The sequence below is a fragment of the Myroides sp. LJL115 genome, from assembly GCF_054871665.1.
Window position 1 is genome coordinate 41,244 of the sequence record NZ_JBTXLS010000005.1, and the last position, 21,817, is coordinate 63,060.

Here is a 21,817-nt window from a genome sequence, read left to right on the forward strand (position 1 = left end):
TTTATTAACACTCCTTATATTAAACCATTGTAAATCTTTAGCGTCTAAACTTATATAAAAACTAACGATTACAATGAAAAATAAGCAGGTTTACACCATTCTACTAATGCTGTTGACTATATGTTATAGTGTTACAGCATTAGCTCAAAATCCAAAACTCTTTACCCTGAGTGGAAAAGTAATTGAAAATAGTACTAGTCAACCCTTAGAGTTTGCTAGTATTTATGCTCAAAATCAAGACAGAGAAAATATTATTTCAGGCGGTATGACCGATGAAAAAGGAAACTTCTCTTTTCAAGTACCCCCTGGAACTTACTTTATACGTATCGATTTCTTAGGATTCACTCCTTTAGAAAAAAGAGATATTCTCGTAGATCAAAACACTAACGTTGGAACTTTAAAAGTAGAGGACGATTCCCAGCTTTTAGATGACGTGGTAGTTATTGCACAATCCTCTAGTGTAGAAATTAAACTGGATAAAAAAGTATATAGTGTTGGCCAAGATATGCTTGTTAAAGGCGGAACTGCTGCTGATGTACTTGATAATGTACCTTCTGTTACAGTAGATAGCGAAGGAACAGTTAGTTTAAGAGGAAGTGAAAACGTAAAGGTATTAATCGATGGAAAGCCAAATGGTTTAGCTAGTAACATTGAAGAGGCTATGCGTATTTTATCTGCTGAATCCATTGAAAAAATAGAAGTAATTACCAACCCATCTGCTCGTTATGAAGCAGAAGGAGGAGCTGGTATTATCAACATAATCTTAAAGAAAGGTAAATCCCAAGGTATTAATGGTAATATTTCTGGAACTATTGGAAATCCAGAGAACTATAATCTTAGCGGAAACTTCAACCTAAGAAGTGAAAATTTCAACTTTTACACTACAATTGGTTATAGAGATAGCAAATCCAAAGGATATAGCAAAAACGATAGTCAGTACTTTGATGCCGTTGGAAACACTACTCAATTTATCAATGAGTACAAAACTAATGATAATAAAAGAGAGGGATATAATGCTATGTTTGGTTTAGATTATTTCTTAACCCCAAGCTTAACTTGGTCTAATGTCGTTAGTGTTAGAAGAAATAATAGAACTGCTCCTAATAATGTAGACTATAGCTATTTTAATGCGCAAGGAGATTTTTCTCATAATAGACAAAGACAAGAAGACGCTAAGAGTACTTGGAATAGTGTAGACTATACTACTTCTTTTGAAAAAGTTTTCAAAGATAACTCGGATCACAAATTAAACTTAGAAGCATCTATATCTCAAGATACCAATGATGATACTACTTATGTAACAGATATCAATCAAAAGGTAACTACAATTGGTTATCAAAAGAACACCTCGGATAATGATTATTTAAGTGGATTGGTGAAGCTAGATTATACATTACCTATTGGGGAATCTTCTAATTTTGAAGCAGGTTACTTAGGTACTTTCAAGAAAACCACTAATGATTATGATTTATATAACCAAAATAACCAACAACAGTGGATCAGTGACCCAGCTATTTCTAATACATTAGAATACAAAGAAAGTGTAAATGCATTATACGCTCAATTTGGAAGTAAGATTACCGATAAATTGAACTATATGTTAGGTTTAAGATGGGAAACTAGCAACATTGACGTAAACCAATTAAGAACAGACGATTACAACAATAAAAAGTATAATGACTTTTTTCCAAGTGCTTTCTTAAATTACGAATTAAACGAATCTACTAACTTATCGGTAAGTTATAGTAGAAGAATCATGCGTCCTAGAGGAAGATTTTTAAATCCTTTCTCTAATTACACAAGTGATATTAACTACTTTAAAGGTAACCCAGATTTAAATCCTGCAAAAACTAATGCATTTGATTTAGGCTTTATGAAAAGATGGACAACCTTTACTTTCACAGGGTCAGTATATTTAAACAAAACAGAAGATACCTTCCAATTTGTAAGATATATCGCTGGACAAACATCAGATGGTACGCCTATTACGGTAAGTTCTCCTATCAACTTAGCTACAGAATACCGTTATGGATTAGATCTTACTCTTAACTATAACCCATTTAAATGGTGGAGATTAAATGGAAACTTTAACTTCTTCAAAAATCAAACAAAAGGAGATTATACCTTTATTGATATAGACGGAAGTAAACAAACCCAAAATTTTGACAATAATGCCTACGCTTGGTTTACTAGAATTTCTTCTAAAATTACTTTGCCGTACAAAATTGATTGGCAATTAAATGGAATGTACATGGCTCCTACTACAACGGCTCAAGGAAAAATTAAATCTTCTTTATCTGCTAATATCTCTTTAAGTAAAGATGTATTAAAAGACCAAGCTACTATTACAGTTAATATTAGTGACTTATTCAATAGTAGAAAAAGAAAGATGGATACTTTCTTAGCGCAATCTCACTCTTTTAGTGAAATGCAATGGAGAGGTAGACAAATGAATGTTTCCTTTACTTACCGTTTCAACCAAAAGAAAAATGACAGACAAAAATCTCCTTCTGAAAGATCATCAGATGATTCAGATATGGAGTTAATCTAATAAATACGATTCTTAATAAAAAATCCCTATACTTTAAAAGTATAGGGATTTTTTATTGGTAGTAATACCACCCCTACCTTACCTAATACTAACAATGCTACTATCTAAGATACCAAGTAGTAAATTACTTCTTTTAAAAAAAAGCAGATCGTTTAAAAGCTAAAGGAAACTTTAGTCCATAAAAAAAGAGCCAGATACTTAGTATATGGCTCTTTTATTTTTTGTCCAAGTATAAAATTATACTCGACTTTCTTCTAATTGCTGTTTTTTAGCTTTTTTCTCTTTAAGCAATTCGATAGCTCCTCCAGTTGCCCAATAACAAGCAAAACCTACCAAGAATATCAAAAGCCAAAATGCCATTGTAATAACGGTCATGCCAACGATAAAAGCTAAATACTGTTGAAATTCAAACATTTTTTCCGGAATTTTTGTATATACCTGCCAAATATAAGAACTTTATTTTTTCTAACCTAAGAACCTAAATAAATTTTCAATTCATTTAGAATCAAACTAGATAATTTTGAGTAACTTTAGAAGTATCAACCAAAACATTACTATTATGAACTATAGAATTGAAAAGGACACTTTAGGTAAAGTGGAGGTACCCGCAGACAAATATTGGGGAGCCCAAACGCAACGCTCTATCCATAATTTCAAAATTGGTCCTAGTGGCTCTATGCCCAAGGAAATCATTCAAGCTTTTGCTTACTTAAAAAAAGCTGCTGCATATGCCAATTATGACCTTGGTGTACTCTCTCTAGAGAAAAAACAAGCCATTGCTCAAGTATGTGATGAAATTTTAAATAACAAATTAGGGGATCAATTTCCACTTGTAATTTGGCAAACAGGATCAGGGACACAATCCAATATGAATGTTAACGAAGTTATTGCCAATAGGGCACAAGTCCTTGCTAACAGACAAATTGGTCAAGAGCCTTTAGTATTACTAGCCAATGACGATGTCAATAAATCCCAATCCTCAAATGACACATTTCCTACAGCTATGCATATAGCTGCCTATAAAACAATCATGGATATCACCATACCAGGTATCACACAATTAAGAGATACCTTGGACCATAAGGCCCATGAATATAAAGACATCGTTAAAATAGGTAGAACCCATTTAATGGATGCCACTCCTTTAACACTAGGTCAAGAAATTTCTGGATATGTTGCCCAATTAGATCATGGATTGGCAGCTTTAAAAAATACTTTACCTCATCTAGCAGAATTAGCCCTTGGAGGTACTGCAGTGGGTACAGGTTTAAATACTCCAAAGGGGTATGATAAGTTAGTAGCTAAATACATTGCTAGTTTTACAGGATACCCTTTTGTTACTGCTAAAAATAAATTTGAAGCTCTAGCAGCTCACGATGCCATAGTAGAATCTCATGGAGCATTAAAACAATTAGCCGTTTCATTATACAAGATTGCCAACGACATACGTTTATTAGCCTCTGGACCAAGGTCTGGAATAGGAGAAATTATACTACCAGCAAATGAACCTGGTTCTTCCATTATGCCTGGAAAAGTGAATCCTACTCAATGTGAGGCTTTAACTATGGTAGCTGCCCAGGTTATAGGCAATGATGTAACTATCACCTTTAGTGGTACCCAAGGCCAATTTGAATTAAATGTCTTTAAGCCAGTAATGGCTGCTAATTTCTTAGAATCTGCTACTTTGCTAGGACAGGCTTGTGTTTCTTTTGATATACACGCCATAAAAGAAATGCAACCTAACTTGAACAAAATAGAAGAATTAGTACAAAACTCTCTTATGCTGGTTACTGCCTTAAATCCTCATATTGGATACTATAAGTCCGCAGAAATTGCTCAATATGCACATGCTAACAATGTAACTCTAAAACAAGCTGCTCTAGATTTAGGTCATGTCAGTGAACAGGAGTTTGATCAATTAGTAGTACCTAGTAAAATGGTTGGGAATTCGCCAGAAAAATAAAATAAAAAGGGGTTGTCTCATAAAGGTTACTATGCTAGTATTCAAGAGTATTTTACTAAGCATAATTTATATTTTAGATTAAATAATTAAATTATACCAAGTAAAAAGGAATATTCATTAGACAAAAAAGGGGCTGTATTCTATTGTAATACAGTCCCTTTTTATTTTATAACCTATCTTTCTAATATTTAAAAATTAAAGTAAGAACGATAATTCCCTAAGTCTTTGTCTCCTCTTCCTGAAAGATTCACTACAACAATATCCTCTGGGTTAAATTTCTTTTGATCTAAAACCGCTAAAGCATGAGAGCTCTCAATTGCTGGGATAATTCCTTCCATCTTACATAGGTCTAAACCACTTTGCATAGCTTGATGATCTAATATGGCAAAAAACTCAGCGCGGTTTAATTCTTTCATATGTGCATATAAAGGTCCAAATCCAGGATAGTCTAAACCTGCTGAAATAGAATAGGCCTCTAAAGGCTCTCCATTTTCATCCTGCATGTACAATGTCTTACTACCGTGTAATACACCAGGTTTACCCACAAAAGAAGTAGCTGCAGTTTCTAGAGTATCTATATTTTTACCTCCCCCTTCTGCAATAAGTAACTTAACGTTATCTTGCTCTAAGAAATGATAAAATGCCCCAGCAGCATTACTACCTCCACCAACACAAGCAATGATATAATCTGGATTTTCTCTTTGCTCCTTTTCCATTAATTGAGATTTGATTTCTTTGGAAATTACCGATTGAAATTTAGCTACCATATCTGGATAAGGGTGAGGTCCTACTACAGATCCAAGTAAGTAAAAGGTATCATGCGCATTATCAATCCAGTACATTAATGCCTCATCTACTGCCTCCTTTAAGGTCATCGCTCCACTTTTTGCAGCAACAATTGTTGCACCTAGCATTTTCATTCTAGCAACATTGGGTGCTTGTCTTTCCATATCTAGAGCTCCCATATATACAATACACTCCATCCCCATTAAAGCACAAACCGTAGCAGTTGCCACACCATGCTGTCCTGCACCAGTTTCAGCAACGATTTTCTTTTTACCCATGCGTTTAGCCAATAAAATTTGACCAATAGTGTTGTTGATTTTATGAGCGCCCGTATGACATAAGTCCTCTCTTTTTAAATAAATTTTTGCTCCGTACTTCTGGGATAAATTCTTTGCATAATAAAGTGGCGTAGGACGCCCAACATAGTCTTGAAGTAATTCTTGCATTTCTTGCTTGAAATCCTCCTGTTCTAAATAGTGTAAATAATTTTCTTGTAATTCTTGAATTACAGGTTGTAACTGCTCTGGTATATAAGCTCCACCATAATTTCCATAAAATCCGTTTGCGTCTATTTGAAAGTTCATTCTATCTATATTTTTTAATTTTTAAACAAAAAAAAAGGCTTGTCGCGTGACAAGCCTTTTTGCATTAATTTCGTATACTTTTATTATTACATATACACATAGCAAGGAGCGCTCACGACGTTCGACGTAAGAGAATTCCACCACCAAGTATTTGTAAGAATTAAATTCATTTTCTTTCTTTGTTGAGTGACAAAAGTATAAAAAAAGCAATACCAAACAAAAAAAAAGTAAAAAAAAAGTAAAACACGGCCCTAACCTAGGTCTAAATAGCAAACAAAAAACTCCGCTTTTTTACTCTTTAAGATTTTTATTATTTTCATAGCTTACTTCTAACTATTTAAAAACCAGAACCAAATAGCTTTTAAATCGATTTTAAAGACCTTTTAAAGCGCCTATATCTAATCCAAATACTTATTATAGTAAAATACTTTTAAAAGCTTAAAATGCCTTTAAAAACAAAAAGGGCTAAAACACATTGCGTATTTTAGCCCTAAATGATAGTATTATACCGGTTTATATGGCAACTATAGCATTTTTATCTGCTTGTATCTGAGAGATATCGTATCCACTAAAACGTTTTAAATATGATTTAATGGAAGTACCATAGCCATCTTTGAATCCATAAGTACCATTACTTTTTAAAAATTTCTTTACAGAACCTGCACCACCTAAGTGAGCTGCAGCAATTAAACCCGATTCTGTAATATGTATCCCAGCGATGCGCTTACCGTGGAATTCCTTTATCTCTTTACGTAAAATCCATTTATTCTTTGATACTAATGCATCAAATGCTTTTTCTTGCAATAATGGATTTTGTAAAAACTTGGAGGCATCTACTATTCCAATAGAACGCAATGCTAATTTACCAAATTGGTATTTCCCCAAGTACCCATATGAATTAACGATGTTGTATAATCCATTTGACTCTCGCACACCTAAGGCCTGCTTAAAGCCCATATAGGTCTTTCCTGTGAACGGAATTGTACTACTTTTAGAGGCCTCTGTCAAACTAAACTCCTGTGGATTAGCATAAAAAAGATTCTCAGGCGCAGCAATATTTAGCTCCGGTGTAACTAGTAATTCATACTGTTTAAAACTCGAAATTAACATAGCTACAAGTAGTAAAGATCCGATAAAAAAAGAACATTTTTTTCTCATTAAATTTAATTTCTCAAGCCCTGTCACCACTTGAAATTTCTGTTTGCAAAGTTACTGCCTTTTTTCAATTTCGTATCACAATAGCTCATTATAAAGCCTACTTTAACAAGAAAATAACAATAACTTATTGATTATTAGCGGGTTACAAAATAACTTTTTAACAGTCAAAAAAAAGCCTTTTTACAGTTTTACTAGACATCCATAAGTATGCCAAGGAACAATATATCTTCAATTTGTCCAAAAAAGCAACCTCTTACCCTTCTTTTATTTCACTTCTATTCTTGTATTAAATCCCCATTTTCCTCACTTTAATTTTAGAGAGAAAAGACAAAATAAAACTGGTAAAAAGCCTAAAATATTCTAGGGTAAAAGTGTCTTTTATACCAATAAAAAATCCCTACTCCTTTGTCAAGGCGGTAGGGATCTAAATTTATATTTATCCAGGGCTTTTTAATTCCCTATTAAGTTTTATTGCTCCATTTTTTCACTAAGCTCAAACCAACGCATTTCCTTTTGATCTAATTCTTCTAGAATTTTTTCAAGCTCTAAAGATTTCTTTTGAATTTCTTCTTCTGTTAACGAAAGGTCCTCAAAGATCTTTTCTATATCCTCTTTGCTTTTTTGAAGCTTATTAATGTCTCTTTCTATTTTTTGAAACTCTTTTTGTTCTTGGAAGTTCAAACCTTGTTTTTCTTGCTTTTGTTTCCAATTTACTTTTTCTTTTGGCTCTTCTTTCTCTGGCTCGATGCTATCTTCATATTGTCTAAAATCAGAATAATTTCCAGGAAAATCTTCAATCACCCCTTCTCCTCTAAAGACAAACAAGTGATCTACGATTTTATCCATGAAATAACGGTCGTGGGAAACAACTACTAAACATCCAGGGAAATCCAATAAGAAGCTCTCTAAAACATTCAATGTAACAATATCTAAATCATTGGTAGGCTCATCCAAAATAAGAAAGTTTGGATTTTGAATTAAAACAGTACATAAATACAGTCGTTTTAACTCCCCTCCACTTAATTTCTCTACATAATCGTGTTGCTTTTTACGGTCAAATAAAAACCTTTCCAATAATTGAGCTGCTGAAATGGATCGTCCTTTTGCCAAAGGTATTTGTTCTCCAAACTCTTTAATAACATCAATTACCTTTTGCTCTGGTTTAATATTGATTCCACCTTGAGTATAATAACCAATTTTGATAGTTTCTCCTACAACAACCTTGCCTGCATCTGGTTTATCGCTTTGGGTTAAGATATTTAAGAAAGTAGATTTTCCACTTCCATTTTTACCGATAATGCCAATTCTCTCTCCTTTATTAAAGGTGTAAGAAAAATTGTCTAAAATCGTTTTATCTGGGTAAGATTTATAAAGCTTATGCATCTCCACAATCTTACTTCCCATGCGTTCCATATTGATCTCTAATTCCACTTGATGTTCGGTACGTCGAGATTGCGCTTTTTCTTTTATAATGTAAAAATCATCTATCCTGCTCTTACTCTTTGTAGTTCTTGCCTTAGGTTGTCTACGCATCCAAGAAAGCTCTTTCACTAATAGGTTTTGAGCCTTATCAATACTAGCATTCTCCATGGCAATACGCTCTTCTTTCTTTTCTAAGTAGTAGGAGTAATTACCTTTATACTGGTAAATCTTACCATTATCTAATTCAATGATTTCATTACATACTCTTTCCAAAAAGAAACGATCGTGCGTTACCATAAAAAGCGTTATGTTCTCTTTGGCAAAGTAATTCTCTAACCACTCAATCATTTCTAAGTCTAAGTGGTTGGTAGGCTCATCTAAAATAAGAAGATCTGGACGATTAATTAAGATAATAGCTAAAGCCAAACGCTTTTTTTGTCCTCCAGACAAGCTTTTTACTTTGATTTTTAAATCATCTAATTTAAGCTTGGATAAGATTTGTTTGTATTGGGTTTCAAAATCCCATGCATTAAAAGCATCCATTTTCTCAAAAGCTGCTTGGTAAGCATCTTGATCCTCTGGATTTTCTAAAGCTTTTTCATATTGCTCGATAATTTTTAAAATATCATTATCTGAGGCAAAAATACTTTCCTCAATGCTTAATTCGTCTTGTAAAAGTGGTTCTTGGGCTAAAAAAGCTACTCGAATACCTTTTCTAATAACCACCTGCCCTTGATCAGGGTAGTCCTCCCCCATCAAGATTTTTAAAATAGTGGTTTTACCTGTACCATTTTTTGCAACAAAGGCAATTTTTTGGTCTTTGTTTATTCCAAAACTAATGTCTTCAAAAAGGGTGCGAGCACCAAAAGACTTGGCTATATTTTCTACTGATAGATAATTCACAATACTTATTTTTTACAAAAATAGCCTTTTATTCGGCTATAATAAAACTTCTACTTTTTAAAGGTCTCTTTCCTAGAGCTAAGCTCAATTACTACATATTCACTTGTGGTTCCAATTCGATATCTACCTCCCCAAATTCCAAGTCCAGAGCTTACATAGTATTGTGTATTGTCTTTTTTTACATAACCATGACTCTTTTCAAATAAATAATCAGTTATCCATGAAATTGGCCATACTTGCCCTTTATGAGTATGTCCAGAGAGCTGTAAATCTATACCAGCTTTAGCAGCTTGTTTTAAGTGGTAAGGCTGATGATCTAATAAGATGCTCATTTTACTTGGGTCTAATGGTTTGATCAAACTAGACAAAGTCTCTCTTTTAGTATTTGTCTTATCATCTCGACCTACAAGGTAAAGATCTAAACCTGGAATAAAAACAGCTTTGTCGCGTAAAACAGTAATATTGGCTTTTTCTAAAAAAGCAATACTTTGGTCCACTCCAGCTAAATATTCGTGATTACCTAGGCAAGTAAATGTGCCGTAATTGGCTTTAATTTGCTTTAAAGAATCCTCCATTTGATGGTACTCTAAAGGTCTAACATCACAATCGATAACGTCACCGCCAATTAAAACCAAATCAGCTTCTTGCTCATTGATTAATTTAACCCAGCTATCTAGTTCTTTATTTTGAATAGCATACCCAAGGTGTAAGTCCGACACAAAGACTATTTTAATATCTTTGTCAAGCTTTTTATCTGTGCTTATAAAGAGTTGCACTTTTGCTTTACTCCAATAAGAAGTAAAACCTAAAGCGGCAAAAACAACTGTGCAAACAATTAATATAAATCCTCTTATTGGATGATCAAAAGCTAATATGGAATAGTCTGCTTTCATAAGGTAAATACCAGTAAAGGAAACAATGTCTGCAATTACACAAAGGATAAAAGCATAGATTAATAACATCAGCCATCCGGTTCCTATTTTATATAAAACACTACCTAAGGGTATCCATAGCTTATTTCTAAAGCCATAAAATATAAAAATACTAGAGCTTATTGCTATAACTAAGGTCAAAAACAAATTAACTAACCAATTATCTTGGCCCGAAACGATGGCAAAAAAGCGATAGAACACATAGGAATTACCTAGTAGATAAAGTAGAAATACAAATGTAAATACGTATTTTTTCATTATTTAATTACCTTTTTTAAAATTAACTCCACCCTAGATCCTTTATCACTGGTGTAAGTTTTAATATCCTGCTCAAGGTATTTTTGAATCAAGGACATTCGTTGACGAACTATACTCATCCCTTTGGATTTATAGTTGTGCTTCTTCTTGACTTTACTCACTCCTCCAATACCATTGTCTTGAATGACAATACACAAATCTTCCTGATTAAGCTTATATATACAAAGCTCCAACCTAGGGTTTTCAATACTAGGTGGAAAAGCATGTACCATAGCATTTTCAACAAAGGGTTGTAAGAGCATTGGGGGTAGAAAAATCTGTTCAATATCAATATCATCTAAAACACTAACCTCAAAGACAACTCTTCCATCAAGACGCATGTTTTCAATTTCCACATAATGGGTTAAGTACTCTATTTCTCTTGCTAAGCTTATTCTTTCTTTAGTTGATAGATTCAAACTCTCTCGTATTAAATGAGCGAACTTTCCTAAATATTCAAAAGCCTGGTCCTGACTGCCTTTTAAAATGTAAAATTGTATACTACTAAGTACATTAAAAATAAAGTGGGCATTCATTTGGCTTCGAATAGCTAAAAGCTTTACCTCAGCTAACCTCTTATCATAAACAAGTTTTCTAGCCTTTACGCTTTGTTTTCTTTTTAATTGAAGAATTTGATTTCTATAAAAAATAAAGGTCAGAAAACTCACTCCTATAATACAACCTGCAATAAACCAAATGGTGCGATAATAAGGTACCCTTATTTTTACAAATAAAAGTGGACGTAATATTTCATAGCCAGAGTCATAATCTCTAATTTTCAATTCTATGGGGTAAGTACCCGATTCTAAATAATGTAACTCTACCCTACTTTCTCTAACCTTTCGCCAATTCCCATCTGGCTTAAGACGGTATTGATAATATAACTTTTTAGGAAACTTTGCCCCATCTACACTAAAATTGATTTGCAAAGAATTCATATTATAAGGTAGGATTAAACCTTGATGTGTTTTAAAGGGCTCCTGGGATAAGGTGGTCTTCTTACCATTTACCAAAATTTGAGAAATTTTCACCTCTAAATGTCTAGACTTGGTTTGAAAATAATAGGTATCTATGGTATAAAGCCCATTTAAAGTTCCCAAATAAAGTATATTCCCTTTTTTGTAATACGTAGTTATTTTAGTGGGATCAAAACCCTGTTCTTGATCAAAATAAAAAACGCCATCCTCTTTAAAAACAGAAAGCCCTTTATTGGTTCCAATTGTTACCTTGTCCAAGTTCCAAGAAATAAAGCTAATGTCCGATCCCAATATTTGATCTCTATCTATTACTTTTTGATCATAGTAAATTGGGGAATTAGTTTGTAAGGCATAAATCTCATTGGTATCAGTAGCCACATAAAGGATTCCTTTTGGTCCTGCAGATAAGCGTTTGATACGCTTGGGCTTAAACCAACCTTTTTCAAACAAACTCACAAAACCTTGCTCGTCATTATAAGAAAATAGACCGTCAAAGGCACTTCCAAAATAAAGAGTGTCCTCCATTTTTACCATACTTACAATTTCTGTGGGAATGTCCTTGGAATCAAAGTTTAGGTAATTAGTATATTTAAAGTTTTTCAAATCAGAATAAATCCTTACTCCTTGAAAAGGCATCACTTCAATTAATTGTCCTTTGTAAAACTCAAAGTGAACAGTGAAAATATTGTAATAATGGATTAGTTTCCCTTTGCTATCTAATTCAAACAATCCAATATTGCTACTCACCCACATGGAGTTGTTATGCTCTACTGCTTTATAAAATAAGATATGATCTACATCGATGGAGTAATCTATTTCTAAGAAGTAATTCTCTTTTGTAGTGATATCCTTAAGTCGTTCGAAGTTTTTTTGTTGAAAATCTTTAAAAACCTGTATATCTACATGCTTGATTTGCCTTCCTTCCTTAAAGAGATCTAATCCTTTATTGGAAAATAAAAACACAGTATCCTTGACCCCACCTAAAGCCATGACATGCTCCTTAGTAGTATCTAAGGTCAAAGCAGAAAACATATCTATTTGAAACAAACCACTACTGGTACTTCCTATGTACAAAAACTCATGGTTATTATCATAGGTCATAGATAGAAAACTATTAGTTGGAAGTTTAATACTTTGGTTTATCTGTTCTACCTCAGCATTATCCCATTTGTACACCCCTCCTTGATTGTCAAAAAATCCAGAACTAATGATAAAAAGTTCTCCATTGATTAGTTCAAAAGACTTAATATTGGGAATGTTTTTTTGATAAATTGTTTCTTGGGTTAAAAAATCCTGTACAATTAAGCCCTCTTGGGTGGCATAAAACATCATGCCTTGGTATGGGATACCAGTAAAAACTCCTTTAAGAGGATTAATACATTTAGCTTGAGAGTCTTCTATAACACATACACCATTATTTATGGTAGTAGCATAAATCTGGTTATCATATACAAAAAAATCACTTACTTCATAAGGGAAGTTCTTCTGTAATTCTACTTTGGGATTGTAGACTTGATGGGTTTTTAAATCAATTATAGAAATCCCATTAGTAGTTCCTACATAAAGTTTATCTTGAAAGACTTCTAGGGTTTTTACCCTGTCTGAAATTAAATTTTCTTGCAGACCAAAAGTGATAATTTTATCATCTACCTTATAAAGCACACCTTGTCCGTAACTAGATATCCAGATTCCCTGTTTGGGATCTTCCACTATACTAGTGATGTTAGTAAAGCTATGCTCATTAATTTCTTGATCTAACTCCACTACACCATTAATAATTTTAGAAACCCCAACGGTCGATCCTACCCATAAAACACCCTGCGAGTCTAAACATAGTGCTTGTACATCATTAGCAATTAATCCACTAGTTACGTCGTATTTCTTACTGAGCACTCGGTACTGTCCATAAAAAACAGAACAGACCAAAAGTGCTATAGCCATAAAAATTTTCCTTATAGCATCCATGAGCTAAAATCTTTCATGGTATTTTGAGCGATTACGATTTGCGGATCTACGGGTTGATTATTGTGCTTCAATACAGATTTAAAATGAATCCGATTATCTCTATCAATATGTTGTACATAATCCATATTGACGAAAAAAGAGCGATTGACCCTGCGAAAATTCTTATGTAAAATGCGTTCCGTCACAGACTTTAAAGTTCTAGAAACCAAATGTTTGTTTTCCAACAAATAAATCTCACAATAATTATCGGCAGCCTTGCAAAACACTACATCTTCAATTCTAATTAAATAGCGTTTAGCATTATTCTTTACAATCTTATAGTAATATTGGTAACCGGCTTTGTCTTTATATTTATCAAATACACTTTGAACATCCTTTATACTTAAAGGCTTTAATAAATACTTTAAACAATCGTATTCATTAATGGCCTGAACTGCATATTGGTCATAAGCTGTAGTAAATACTACCTCAAAACTCTTACTATCTACTTGATTTAAAAGTTGAAGGCCATTTTCTTCTGGCATATGAATATCTAAAAAAACTAGATCAGGTAGGTAGCTGTCAATAAATTTCACAGCGTCCTTAACAGAGTGCACACACGTAATTAATATTTTTTCTTCCGTAGTAACCTTTGTTTCTATAATAGTTTTTAAAACATCGGCCACTTTTGGTTCGTCATCCACAATCAGAACCACTAGGTCATTTATCATTATTTAAAGTGTTGTTTGTTGTTGTTGTAGTTAAGCGGAAAATTATATCCTAAAAATCCCACACAAAGATAAAAAAATACCTTGACCTTAATTGTAAAAATATCCTAATCCTAAAGCTAGTTTAAGCTTTTTAATCCTTTTTAGTTCCTTGATTCTGCTCTTGTTTTATAGACCGTCTTTAAAAATAAATTATTCATAGGATTAATGGACAAATTATGCACATTTTTATGGGAAAATCGTACTGCTTGATCATAATAAAGTACTATTACTGGAACTTGCCTTCTTAGGATAGAATCCATTTTATAATAATATTGTTCTCGCAGCTTTGCATCGGTAGCCTCTAAGGACTTTAGATAAAGCTCATCGTACTCTTGATTAGAAAATCTAGTATAATTAGGTCCATTAGGAGCACGATTTTTACTATAAAACAAGGACAAGTAATTTTGAGCATCTGGGTAATCCGCAATCCAACTTGCGCGAAAAAAATCTAATTTCCCACTAGAAAGGCCTTGTCTTAAAGTTGAAGCAGGAAGTATATCTATGGATACATCTACTCCTATTTCAGCCCACTGTCTTTGTAAATACTGTCCAATATCTACATAAGATGCATCCATAGAAAGAGTTAAACTAACCTTAGGTATATTATATTGCTGTTTATAGTTGTCTACTAGTTGTCTTGACAGGGTTGGATCATAATTATTTTGCATTACAAAACTGCCTTGTAATCCTTTTGGAATGACTCCTCCTATAGAATAAATCCCAAGATTATTTCTTAAATATAATAACATCTTTTCACGATCAAATCCTATATGTAGAGCCTGTCGTAAATTGTGATCGATCTTGGATTGAACTGTATCAGAAAGATTAAATCCTAAATATTCTGTATTTAGGTAGGGCCCCTTTTGCATGCATATTTTAGAAGTATATTTGGCTTGCAACTCTCCTTTGGCATCAATAATATCATCTTTATAGGAAGGGTCTATTCCCGAAACAAAATCTATGTTTCCTTGTAAAAATTGCAAAAAGGCACTTTGTTTATCTGGTAAAAAGGTAATAGCAACAGACTCCAAATAGGGCAAAGCCACCCCGGAGCTATCTTTCTCAAAATACAATGGATTTTTACGCAATATTAGCTTTACATTTTCCTGCCAATATTTAAAATAAAATGGTCCGGTTCCTATTGGACTTACTCTAAAGTCAATGCTAGGATCTTCTACTATTTCCTTAGGTACAATAGAAGTATAACGGGTAGACATTAAAGCCAAAAATCCAGGAAATGCTTTATGTAAGCGAATATTTAACACACTATCATTGATAGCCCTTACTTGATCTACATTTTGCATTACCCAAACTCCTGGAGAAAGTAAATTAGGATCCCTTAGACGATTTAAACTGTAAACTACATCAGAGGCTACAACATTTCTAGTGCTGTCTTGTCCAAAATTTTTATGCTTATGAAAATATACATCCTTACGTAAAACAAATTCATATTCTATACCATCTGGTGAAATAGACCATTCTTTAGCAATATCTGGCTCAATCACAAGACTATCATTTAACTGCACTAAAGAATTAAAAAGTTGGTTACAAGGCCAAATAATAGACATGCTCTTTGCAAAAGCAGGATCTAAACTACTTACACTAGAGGCTTCATTGTATCTAAAAACAAGGTGGTCAATGTCTTTATTGGTTTTTTTTTGGCACCCTTGTATAGTTAAAACTACCCAAATAATTGATATATAATGTATTATTGATTTCATCAAACCGATTTTTGTACGTAAATTTGCATTCTTTTTAAAAGCAAAAAAGAAATATAGTCAAAGTTACTACTATAGTAGGTAATCATTATGGAAAATAGAAAAAAAGTAGCCTTTTATACTTTAGGTTGTAAACTTAACTTCTCAGAGACCTCCACTATTGCCAGAAGTTTTGAGCAAGAAGGTTTTGATCGCGTTGATTTTGAAGAAGTAGCAGATATTTATGTAATTAATACTTGTTCGGTTACAGAAAATGCCGATAAACAGTTTAAGCAAATAGTAAAAAAGGCACAAAAGAAAAATAATAAAGCTTTTGTTGCTGCAGTTGGATGTTATGCTCAATTAAAACCAGAGGAATTAGCACAAGTAGATGGTGTAGATTTAGTACTAGGAGCGACAGAGAAGTTTAAAATAACGGATTATATCAATGACCTTTCAAAAAATGATATGGGCCAAGTGCATTCTTGCGAAATATCAGAAGCAGATTTCTACGTTGGAAGTTATTCCATTGGAGATAGAACAAGGGCTTTTTTAAAGGTCCAAGATGGTTGTGACTATAAGTGTACCTATTGTACTATTCCTTTAGCACGTGGTATCTCTAGAAGTGATACGATGGACAATGTATTGAAAAATGCAGCAGAAATATCCGCTCAAAACATAAAAGAAATCGTTCTGACTGGGGTAAACATTGGAGACTATGGTAAGGGAGAATTTGGAAATAAAAAACACGAACATACTTTTTTAGAGTTAGTAAAAGCTTTAGATGAAGTTCCAGGAATTGAAAGATTGCGAATTTCCTCTATTGAGCCTAACTTACTTAAAAATGAAACTATTGATTTTGTGGCACAAAGTAGAACTTTTGTACCTCACTTTCACATTCCTCTACAATCGGGAAGCGATGACATTTTAAAGAAAATGAAACGTCGATACTTAACGGATCTTTATACAGAGAGAGTAGGTAAGATTAAGTCAATCATGCCTGATTGTTGTATTGGAGTAGATGTAATTGTTGGATTCCCAGGAGAGACCGATGAAAAGTTCTTAGAAACATATAACTTTTTAAACCAAATGGATATCTCTTATTTACATGTTTTCACTTACTCCGAAAGAGATAATACAGAAGCAATAGATATGCCAATGGTAGTTGCTCCAGAGGTTAGAAATAAAAGAAGTAAAATGTTAAGAGGTCTTTCAGTAAAAAAACGTAGAGCCTTTTACGAAAGTCAGCTTGGTAAAGTAAAAACTGTTTTATTTGAAAGTGAAAACAAACAAGGGTATATTCATGGATTTACTGAAAACTACGTTAAAGTAAAAACCCCTTGGAACCCAGAACTTGTCAATACACTACACAAGGTAGAATTAACCACTATTGACCAAGACGGCATAGTTCGCTTTAATTTCTTATAAAATAAAGCCTAGAAGATAAAAGGACTTACAAAGTAAGTCTATAAAAAAATAACGCTTGTAAAAGATTTTAAAATCTATTTACAAGCGTTATTTACTTTTTACAGCTTAATGTGCAATAGAATAAATTCCACCTACATTTTAAGCTAATTAAAGTTGTAAAGCTCTTTACAATTAGATGCGGATTCCCGGAGGTAACATCTCTTTGTAACTAGGGTTTTTTCTAAAAAAAGAAACAATCTTAGGGTGAGTAGGTACGACTCTTAATTTTCTTTCGCGAACCATTTCTAAGATCCCCTTTATAAAATCATTACTATCAATTTGAGTAATCTCTTGTTCATTGTTTAAACGCGTTAAAAAGATTCTTCTTTCTTGTAAAGAATACTCCACACTTAGAAGTCCTTTGTCCGTCTCTATTTCAAACTGACGAAGTAGCTCATTGTCTTTAATTTTCATTATTCTTATTTTAGTTGTTGGTTTAGGTATATTTTTAATAGATCAAGGGAGTTTTTGACCTTTGGTTTACATTAGTTAAACTTTAACGTAGTAATATTTTAGTTTCTCATGAAAATAGCTAACTTTAGCAAAGTTCGTGATTTTTTTCCAAAATCCCATCATTTTATTAGTTAATTTATTTGTAATGAGTAAAATACCAGTTTATTTCATTCCAGGCATGGCATCGAACCCTCTAATTTTTGAGCATATAAAATTAGACCCTACTAAGTATGAATCTCATTTTTTAACATGGCCACAAGTCCACAAAACAATGTCTTTGGATAAATATGTAGATTTATTTGAAAAACAAATAAACAAATCTACTCCTGTATTAATAGGTGTTTCTTTTGGCGGAATAATTGCCCAAGAACTAGCAAAAAAAATAAAAGTAGAAACCATTATTATCATATCTAGCGTTAAGAATACCTCGGAATATCCATATTTATACAAGTTTGCCAGACAAACCAAACTATATAAACTACTACCTACTTCATTAGCTAGCAAAATACTTGGAGCATATACTCGTTGGTTAGGCAATAAAAACGCAAAAAGAAAAATTTTATATGAAAGATACTTAACCATCTTAGACCCTTTGTATTTAGATTGGTCGATTGATAAAATCATCAATTGGCAACAAATACAAACTTTAGAAAATATAATTCATATTCACGGTGAAAAAGACGAGCTGTTCCCTATTAAAAATATAAAAAATGCTATAATTTTACCAGGTGGGACACATGCTATGATTTTAACCAAGTACAAATGGTTAAATAAAAACATCCCCCTTTTAATCTCAAATAAAAAAGATGAAACAAAATATTAAAACTCTGCTTTCTATTATTGCTATAGTAGCTATTTCTTCTACTTTAATCTATTCAAGTAGTACACCTTTACACAATGATCCAGACACGGAATTACTAGAGAATTTAAAAATACAACAGAGTCCTCACTTCCACCCAACACCCACTTCAGCTAATTTTGCAAAAGAAGAGGTACCTTTAGATATTTTAGATGTAAAGGAAAGGTTTGACAGAGAAATGATTTCCAATACCAACTTACATGGTTCAACTATTTTAATAATAAAAAGAGCCGAGCGCTATTTCCCAGTGATTGAGCCTATATTAAAGCAGCATGGTATACCAGATGATTTCAAATACCTTTGTGTAATTGAAAGTAGCTTAAGCAACGCTGTTTCATCAGCTGGAGCAAGTGGTTTTTGGCAATTTATGAAAGGTACAGCTAAAGATTATGGCTTAGTGGTTGATGATACTGTAGATGAGCGTTATGATTTAGAAAAAGCAACCCACAAGGCTTGTGAATATTTTAAAGATGCTAAAGCTAAGTTTGGTTCATGGACTCTTGTAGCAGCAGCTTATAATCGTGGAATGGCAGGAATTACTAGAGCTATGGATGCCCAACAAGTAGATAATTATTACGATCTTTTCTTAAATCAAGAAACATCTAGATATGTATTTAGAATTCTAGCGTTAAAAGAAATTATGAGCAACACAGATAAATATGGTTTTACCATCCCTTATAGCTCTAAATATCAACCTGTAAAACTAAAACAAATAGAGGTAGATTATCCAATTGACGACCTTGCTTACTGGGCAAAACAACAAGGTATTAATTATAAATTATTAAAACTTTACAATCCTTGGCTTGTAAACACATCGTTCAAACCTAATGGGAAAACCTATCAAATAAATATCCCTGTATAATATACTAACACAGGTGAGTTTGCTTTAGTAAACTCACCTGTGTTACTATTCACTCAATAATAAACCTAAATAAAGTCTGGCTTTTATGGAAAAACAACTATTTATATCTAACGCAATAGAACAAATAAAAAATAAAAACTTACAAGTTCCCTTCTCTCTTGATCAAGGTAGTACTGTAACGGATTTAGAACTATATCTAAGAAGCTTAGAAAAAGCATACTTATCTACTAAAGACCCAAGATTAAACACTTTATTCAAAGATAAAATAGAGCAATTAATACAGCTTTAATAGCTATACTAATGCTTGTATTTTTGTAAAAAAGAAACAATATTTTCTTTTGCTAGTTCTGGTTCTTCCTTAAAAACTGCGTGCGACACTCCTTTTAGTATTTTTGATTGACTAATTCCTTTTACTTTATCCAAAGTTCTAGTTAATTGCTCAAGAGACCCATACTCGTCTTTATCTCCTTGCATAAACAGAACTGGACAAACTATACCTTGCATCAAGTGCTCAATACTCCAATCTCTATACCCTGGACTAGTCCAAGTATCTACCCAAGCCTTAAACAAAGTTTCTACTTTATCTCCATGGTATTTTTCTAAGCGCCCACTCAAAGTACTATTATAAAAGTATTGCTTCATTTTTTCAATCCCCTCTAAGGTAATCTCTTCTACATAAATATGCCCTGCAATACACACAAGTGATTCACAATTTTCTTGGAATAACGCAGCAAATAACAAAGCTATTGAACCTCCGTCACTATAACCTACTAAACTGACTTTATCAATAGTTAATTGCTCTAGAAGATGTTTTAAAAAAACAGCTTCATTCTGTAAATAAGCCTTTGTTCGAACACTACTTTGTAAGCCTTGAGATTGGCCATACCCAATTCTATCATAGACAAGAACATTACATTCTAACTCTAGAGCTAATTCCTTAGGCAAATCCCTCCACAGAGCTGTACAGCCTAACGAATCATGTAGTAAAACAATAGTTTCAGCCGCTTTAAGGGCTTTTGATGGTTTAAAAAGCTTATAATACACTTGTTGATTTTCAACAAGAACCTTATCATCTATTATATCTAACATACTTCTACATTTAAAAACAATATTAGGAAAACAAAATTCAAAACCATAATTTAATACAGCCTTGTTACTACATTTCTTTTAGATCCACTCTATATATAAGGATAAAAGCCAATAAGTTCAGCAAATCCATTATCCTAGGCTAGTTTAGCCACTCAAATACCTTATATAATACTATAGTATATAAGTTTCGAATACTTTGACTGAAGTATGTTCTACTTTTTGATAAACTCTACCCTATTGATATATACTACTTACCTTACTGATAATTCAACAATCACAACACCTATATAAGCTAATTTCAGCTTATAATACACTACTAAAGGATTTTTAAAAGAGAAATAATTGTAATACTATACAAAATACACCCTATGAAAACAATCAAGGCATTTTAATTTCGATTGAAACTACATCAGATGTGTTTTCATGCAGATAAGTTCAATTATTTAATTCGCCATAGGTTTGGCGGAGCAAACTATAGAAGTCTCTTTAAATTTTTTAGATGATCCCTACTACTTTTACTAAGTAGCCCATCACTAGAAAGTTATATAAAACAAAAAAGCTTCAACATAATGTTGAAGCTTTTGTGATCCAATCAGGATTCGAACCTGAGACCTACTGCTTAGAAGGCAGTTGCTCTATCCAGCTGAGCTATTGGACCTAACCTGAAAAAACTTTTGGTCTTTTTTGTCGGGGTGGCAGGATTCGAACCTGCGACCTCCTGGTCCCAAACCAGGCGCGATGACCGGGCTACGCTACACCCCGAATTGCGGAGAGACAGGGACTCGAACCCTGGCATCGGTTACCCGATGACAGATTAGCAATCTGCTCCGTTACCACTCCGGCACCTCTCCTTTTGCTTAGGGATTTCCCCTGTATTGCGATGCAAACTTAGCACTACTTTTGAGACTATGCAAGCTTTTACAACAAAAAAAAATAAAAAAAAACGTAAAAAACAGGAACTACTTAATTATCAATACCCTAGTATTAATAATATTTTAAACTTTTTTTCAATCCTATTTTTAACTTTGGTAAAATCAAGATTTTTTATGTAATTTCCCCATCGGTAAGGTTATTTAAAAAAAGTAATCATCTTACTAAATCAA

The 21,817-nt window shown here is 33.0% G+C and carries 16 protein-coding genes and 3 tRNA genes; 6 read left to right on the forward strand and 13 right to left on the reverse strand.

All coding sequences use genetic code 11. From position 1 onward, the window contains the following. Positions 1-73: 73 nt before the first annotated feature. Positions 74-2,551, forward strand: coding sequence for a TonB-dependent receptor (locus ACYSNX_RS02325; protein ID WP_461753075.1), 2,478 nt, complete (start codon positions 74-76; stop codon positions 2,549-2,551). A 237-nt stretch (positions 2,552-2,788) separates the two neighbouring features. Here the strand turns inward: ACYSNX_RS02325 and ACYSNX_RS02330 are convergent, their stop codons facing one another. Further along, positions 2,789-2,965, reverse strand: coding sequence for a hypothetical protein (locus tag ACYSNX_RS02330; RefSeq protein WP_461753076.1), 177 nt, complete (start codon positions 2,963-2,965; stop codon positions 2,789-2,791). 145 nt (positions 2,966-3,110) lie between these two features. On the opposite strand from ACYSNX_RS02330, the gene fumC reads away from it, so the two are divergent. After that, entirely contained in the window at positions 3,111-4,514 is a 1,404-nt protein-coding gene (fumC, locus tag ACYSNX_RS02335) for a class II fumarate hydratase (RefSeq protein WP_461753077.1), read from the forward strand. Between the two features lie 188 nt (positions 4,515-4,702). On the opposite strand, the gene trpB is transcribed toward fumC, so the two are convergent. From trpB to ACYSNX_RS02370, 7 genes are all read right to left on the reverse strand, one after another. Beyond that, positions 4,703-5,884 carry a tryptophan synthase subunit beta gene (trpB, locus tag ACYSNX_RS02340; protein ID WP_461753078.1) on the reverse strand — a complete coding sequence of 394 codons (1,182 nt, stop codon included), beginning with the start codon at positions 5,882-5,884 and terminating at the stop codon, positions 4,703-4,705. 513 nt (positions 5,885-6,397) lie between these two features. Further along, positions 6,398-7,042, reverse strand: a complete 645-nt coding sequence (locus ACYSNX_RS02345; RefSeq protein WP_461753079.1) for a peptidoglycan-binding protein LysM — start codon at positions 7,040-7,042, stop codon at positions 6,398-6,400. Between the two features lie 468 nt (positions 7,043-7,510). After that, positions 7,511-9,367, reverse strand: a complete 1,857-nt coding sequence (locus ACYSNX_RS02350) for an ABC-F family ATP-binding cassette domain-containing protein (RefSeq protein WP_461753080.1) — start codon at positions 9,365-9,367, stop codon at positions 7,511-7,513. Between the two features lie 50 nt (positions 9,368-9,417). Continuing rightward, on the reverse strand, positions 9,418-10,557 hold the full coding sequence (locus tag ACYSNX_RS02355; protein WP_461753081.1) for a metallophosphoesterase: 1,140 nt from the start codon (positions 10,555-10,557) through the stop codon (positions 9,418-9,420). Next, positions 10,557-13,514, reverse strand: coding sequence for a sensor histidine kinase (locus ACYSNX_RS02360; protein ID WP_461753082.1), 2,958 nt, complete (start codon positions 13,512-13,514; stop codon positions 10,557-10,559). Before ACYSNX_RS02360 ends, ACYSNX_RS02355 begins: the two co-directional genes overlap by 1 nt. Before the next feature lie 11 nt (positions 13,515-13,525). After that, the gene (locus ACYSNX_RS02365; protein WP_461753083.1) at positions 13,526-14,248 is read right to left on the reverse strand and encodes a LytR/AlgR family response regulator transcription factor; all 723 of its coding nucleotides are present in this window, start codon (positions 14,246-14,248) and stop codon (positions 13,526-13,528) included. 140 nt (positions 14,249-14,388) lie between these two features. Then, positions 14,389-16,008 (reverse strand): ABC transporter substrate-binding protein, encoded by a 1,620-nt coding sequence (locus ACYSNX_RS02370; protein ID WP_461753084.1) that lies wholly within the window; start codon positions 16,006-16,008, stop codon positions 14,389-14,391. Between the two features lie 87 nt (positions 16,009-16,095). On the opposite strand from ACYSNX_RS02370, the gene mtaB reads away from it, so the two are divergent. After that, positions 16,096-17,412 (forward strand): tRNA (N(6)-L-threonylcarbamoyladenosine(37)-C(2))-methylthiotransferase MtaB, encoded by a 1,317-nt coding sequence (gene mtaB / locus ACYSNX_RS02375; protein WP_461753085.1) that lies wholly within the window; start codon positions 16,096-16,098, stop codon positions 17,410-17,412. 171 nt (positions 17,413-17,583) lie between these two features. Here mtaB and ACYSNX_RS02380 read toward each other — a convergent pair whose 3' ends face one another. Next, positions 17,584-17,865, reverse strand: coding sequence for a GNAT family N-acetyltransferase (locus ACYSNX_RS02380; protein WP_461753086.1), 282 nt, complete (start codon positions 17,863-17,865; stop codon positions 17,584-17,586). Between the two features lie 184 nt (positions 17,866-18,049). Here ACYSNX_RS02380 and ACYSNX_RS02385 point away from each other — a divergent pair, with 184 nt between their 5' ends. The 3 genes from ACYSNX_RS02385 to ACYSNX_RS02395 all read left to right on the forward strand — a co-directional run bounded on the left by ACYSNX_RS02385 (position 18,050) and on the right by ACYSNX_RS02395 (position 19,914). Next, entirely contained in the window at positions 18,050-18,727 is a 678-nt protein-coding gene (locus tag ACYSNX_RS02385) for an alpha/beta hydrolase family protein (protein WP_461753087.1), read from the forward strand. Next, positions 18,711-19,625, forward strand: coding sequence for a lytic transglycosylase domain-containing protein (locus ACYSNX_RS02390; protein ID WP_461753088.1), 915 nt, complete (start codon positions 18,711-18,713; stop codon positions 19,623-19,625). The genes ACYSNX_RS02385 and ACYSNX_RS02390 overlap by 17 nt, the downstream gene beginning before the upstream one ends. A gap of 85 nt (positions 19,626-19,710) precedes the next feature. Next, the gene (locus ACYSNX_RS02395; RefSeq protein ID WP_461753089.1) at positions 19,711-19,914 is read left to right on the forward strand and encodes a hypothetical protein; all 204 of its coding nucleotides are present in this window, start codon (positions 19,711-19,713) and stop codon (positions 19,912-19,914) included. A gap of 8 nt (positions 19,915-19,922) precedes the next feature. Here the strand turns inward: ACYSNX_RS02395 and ACYSNX_RS02400 are convergent, their stop codons facing one another. The 4 genes from ACYSNX_RS02400 to ACYSNX_RS02415 all read right to left on the reverse strand — a co-directional run bounded on the left by ACYSNX_RS02400 (position 19,923) and on the right by ACYSNX_RS02415 (position 21,565). Next, positions 19,923-20,714: an alpha/beta fold hydrolase gene (locus ACYSNX_RS02400; protein ID WP_461753090.1), complete on the reverse strand. Its 792-nt coding sequence runs from the start codon at positions 20,712-20,714 to the stop codon at positions 19,923-19,925. Between the two features lie 584 nt (positions 20,715-21,298). Further along, a tRNA-Arg gene (locus ACYSNX_RS02405) sits at positions 21,299-21,372 on the reverse strand. 29 nt (positions 21,373-21,401) lie between these two features. Further along, positions 21,402-21,476 (reverse strand) — tRNA-Pro (locus ACYSNX_RS02410). Between the two features lie 5 nt (positions 21,477-21,481). Beyond that, positions 21,482-21,565 (reverse strand) — tRNA-Ser (locus ACYSNX_RS02415). Between the last annotated feature and the right edge of the window lie 252 nt (positions 21,566-21,817).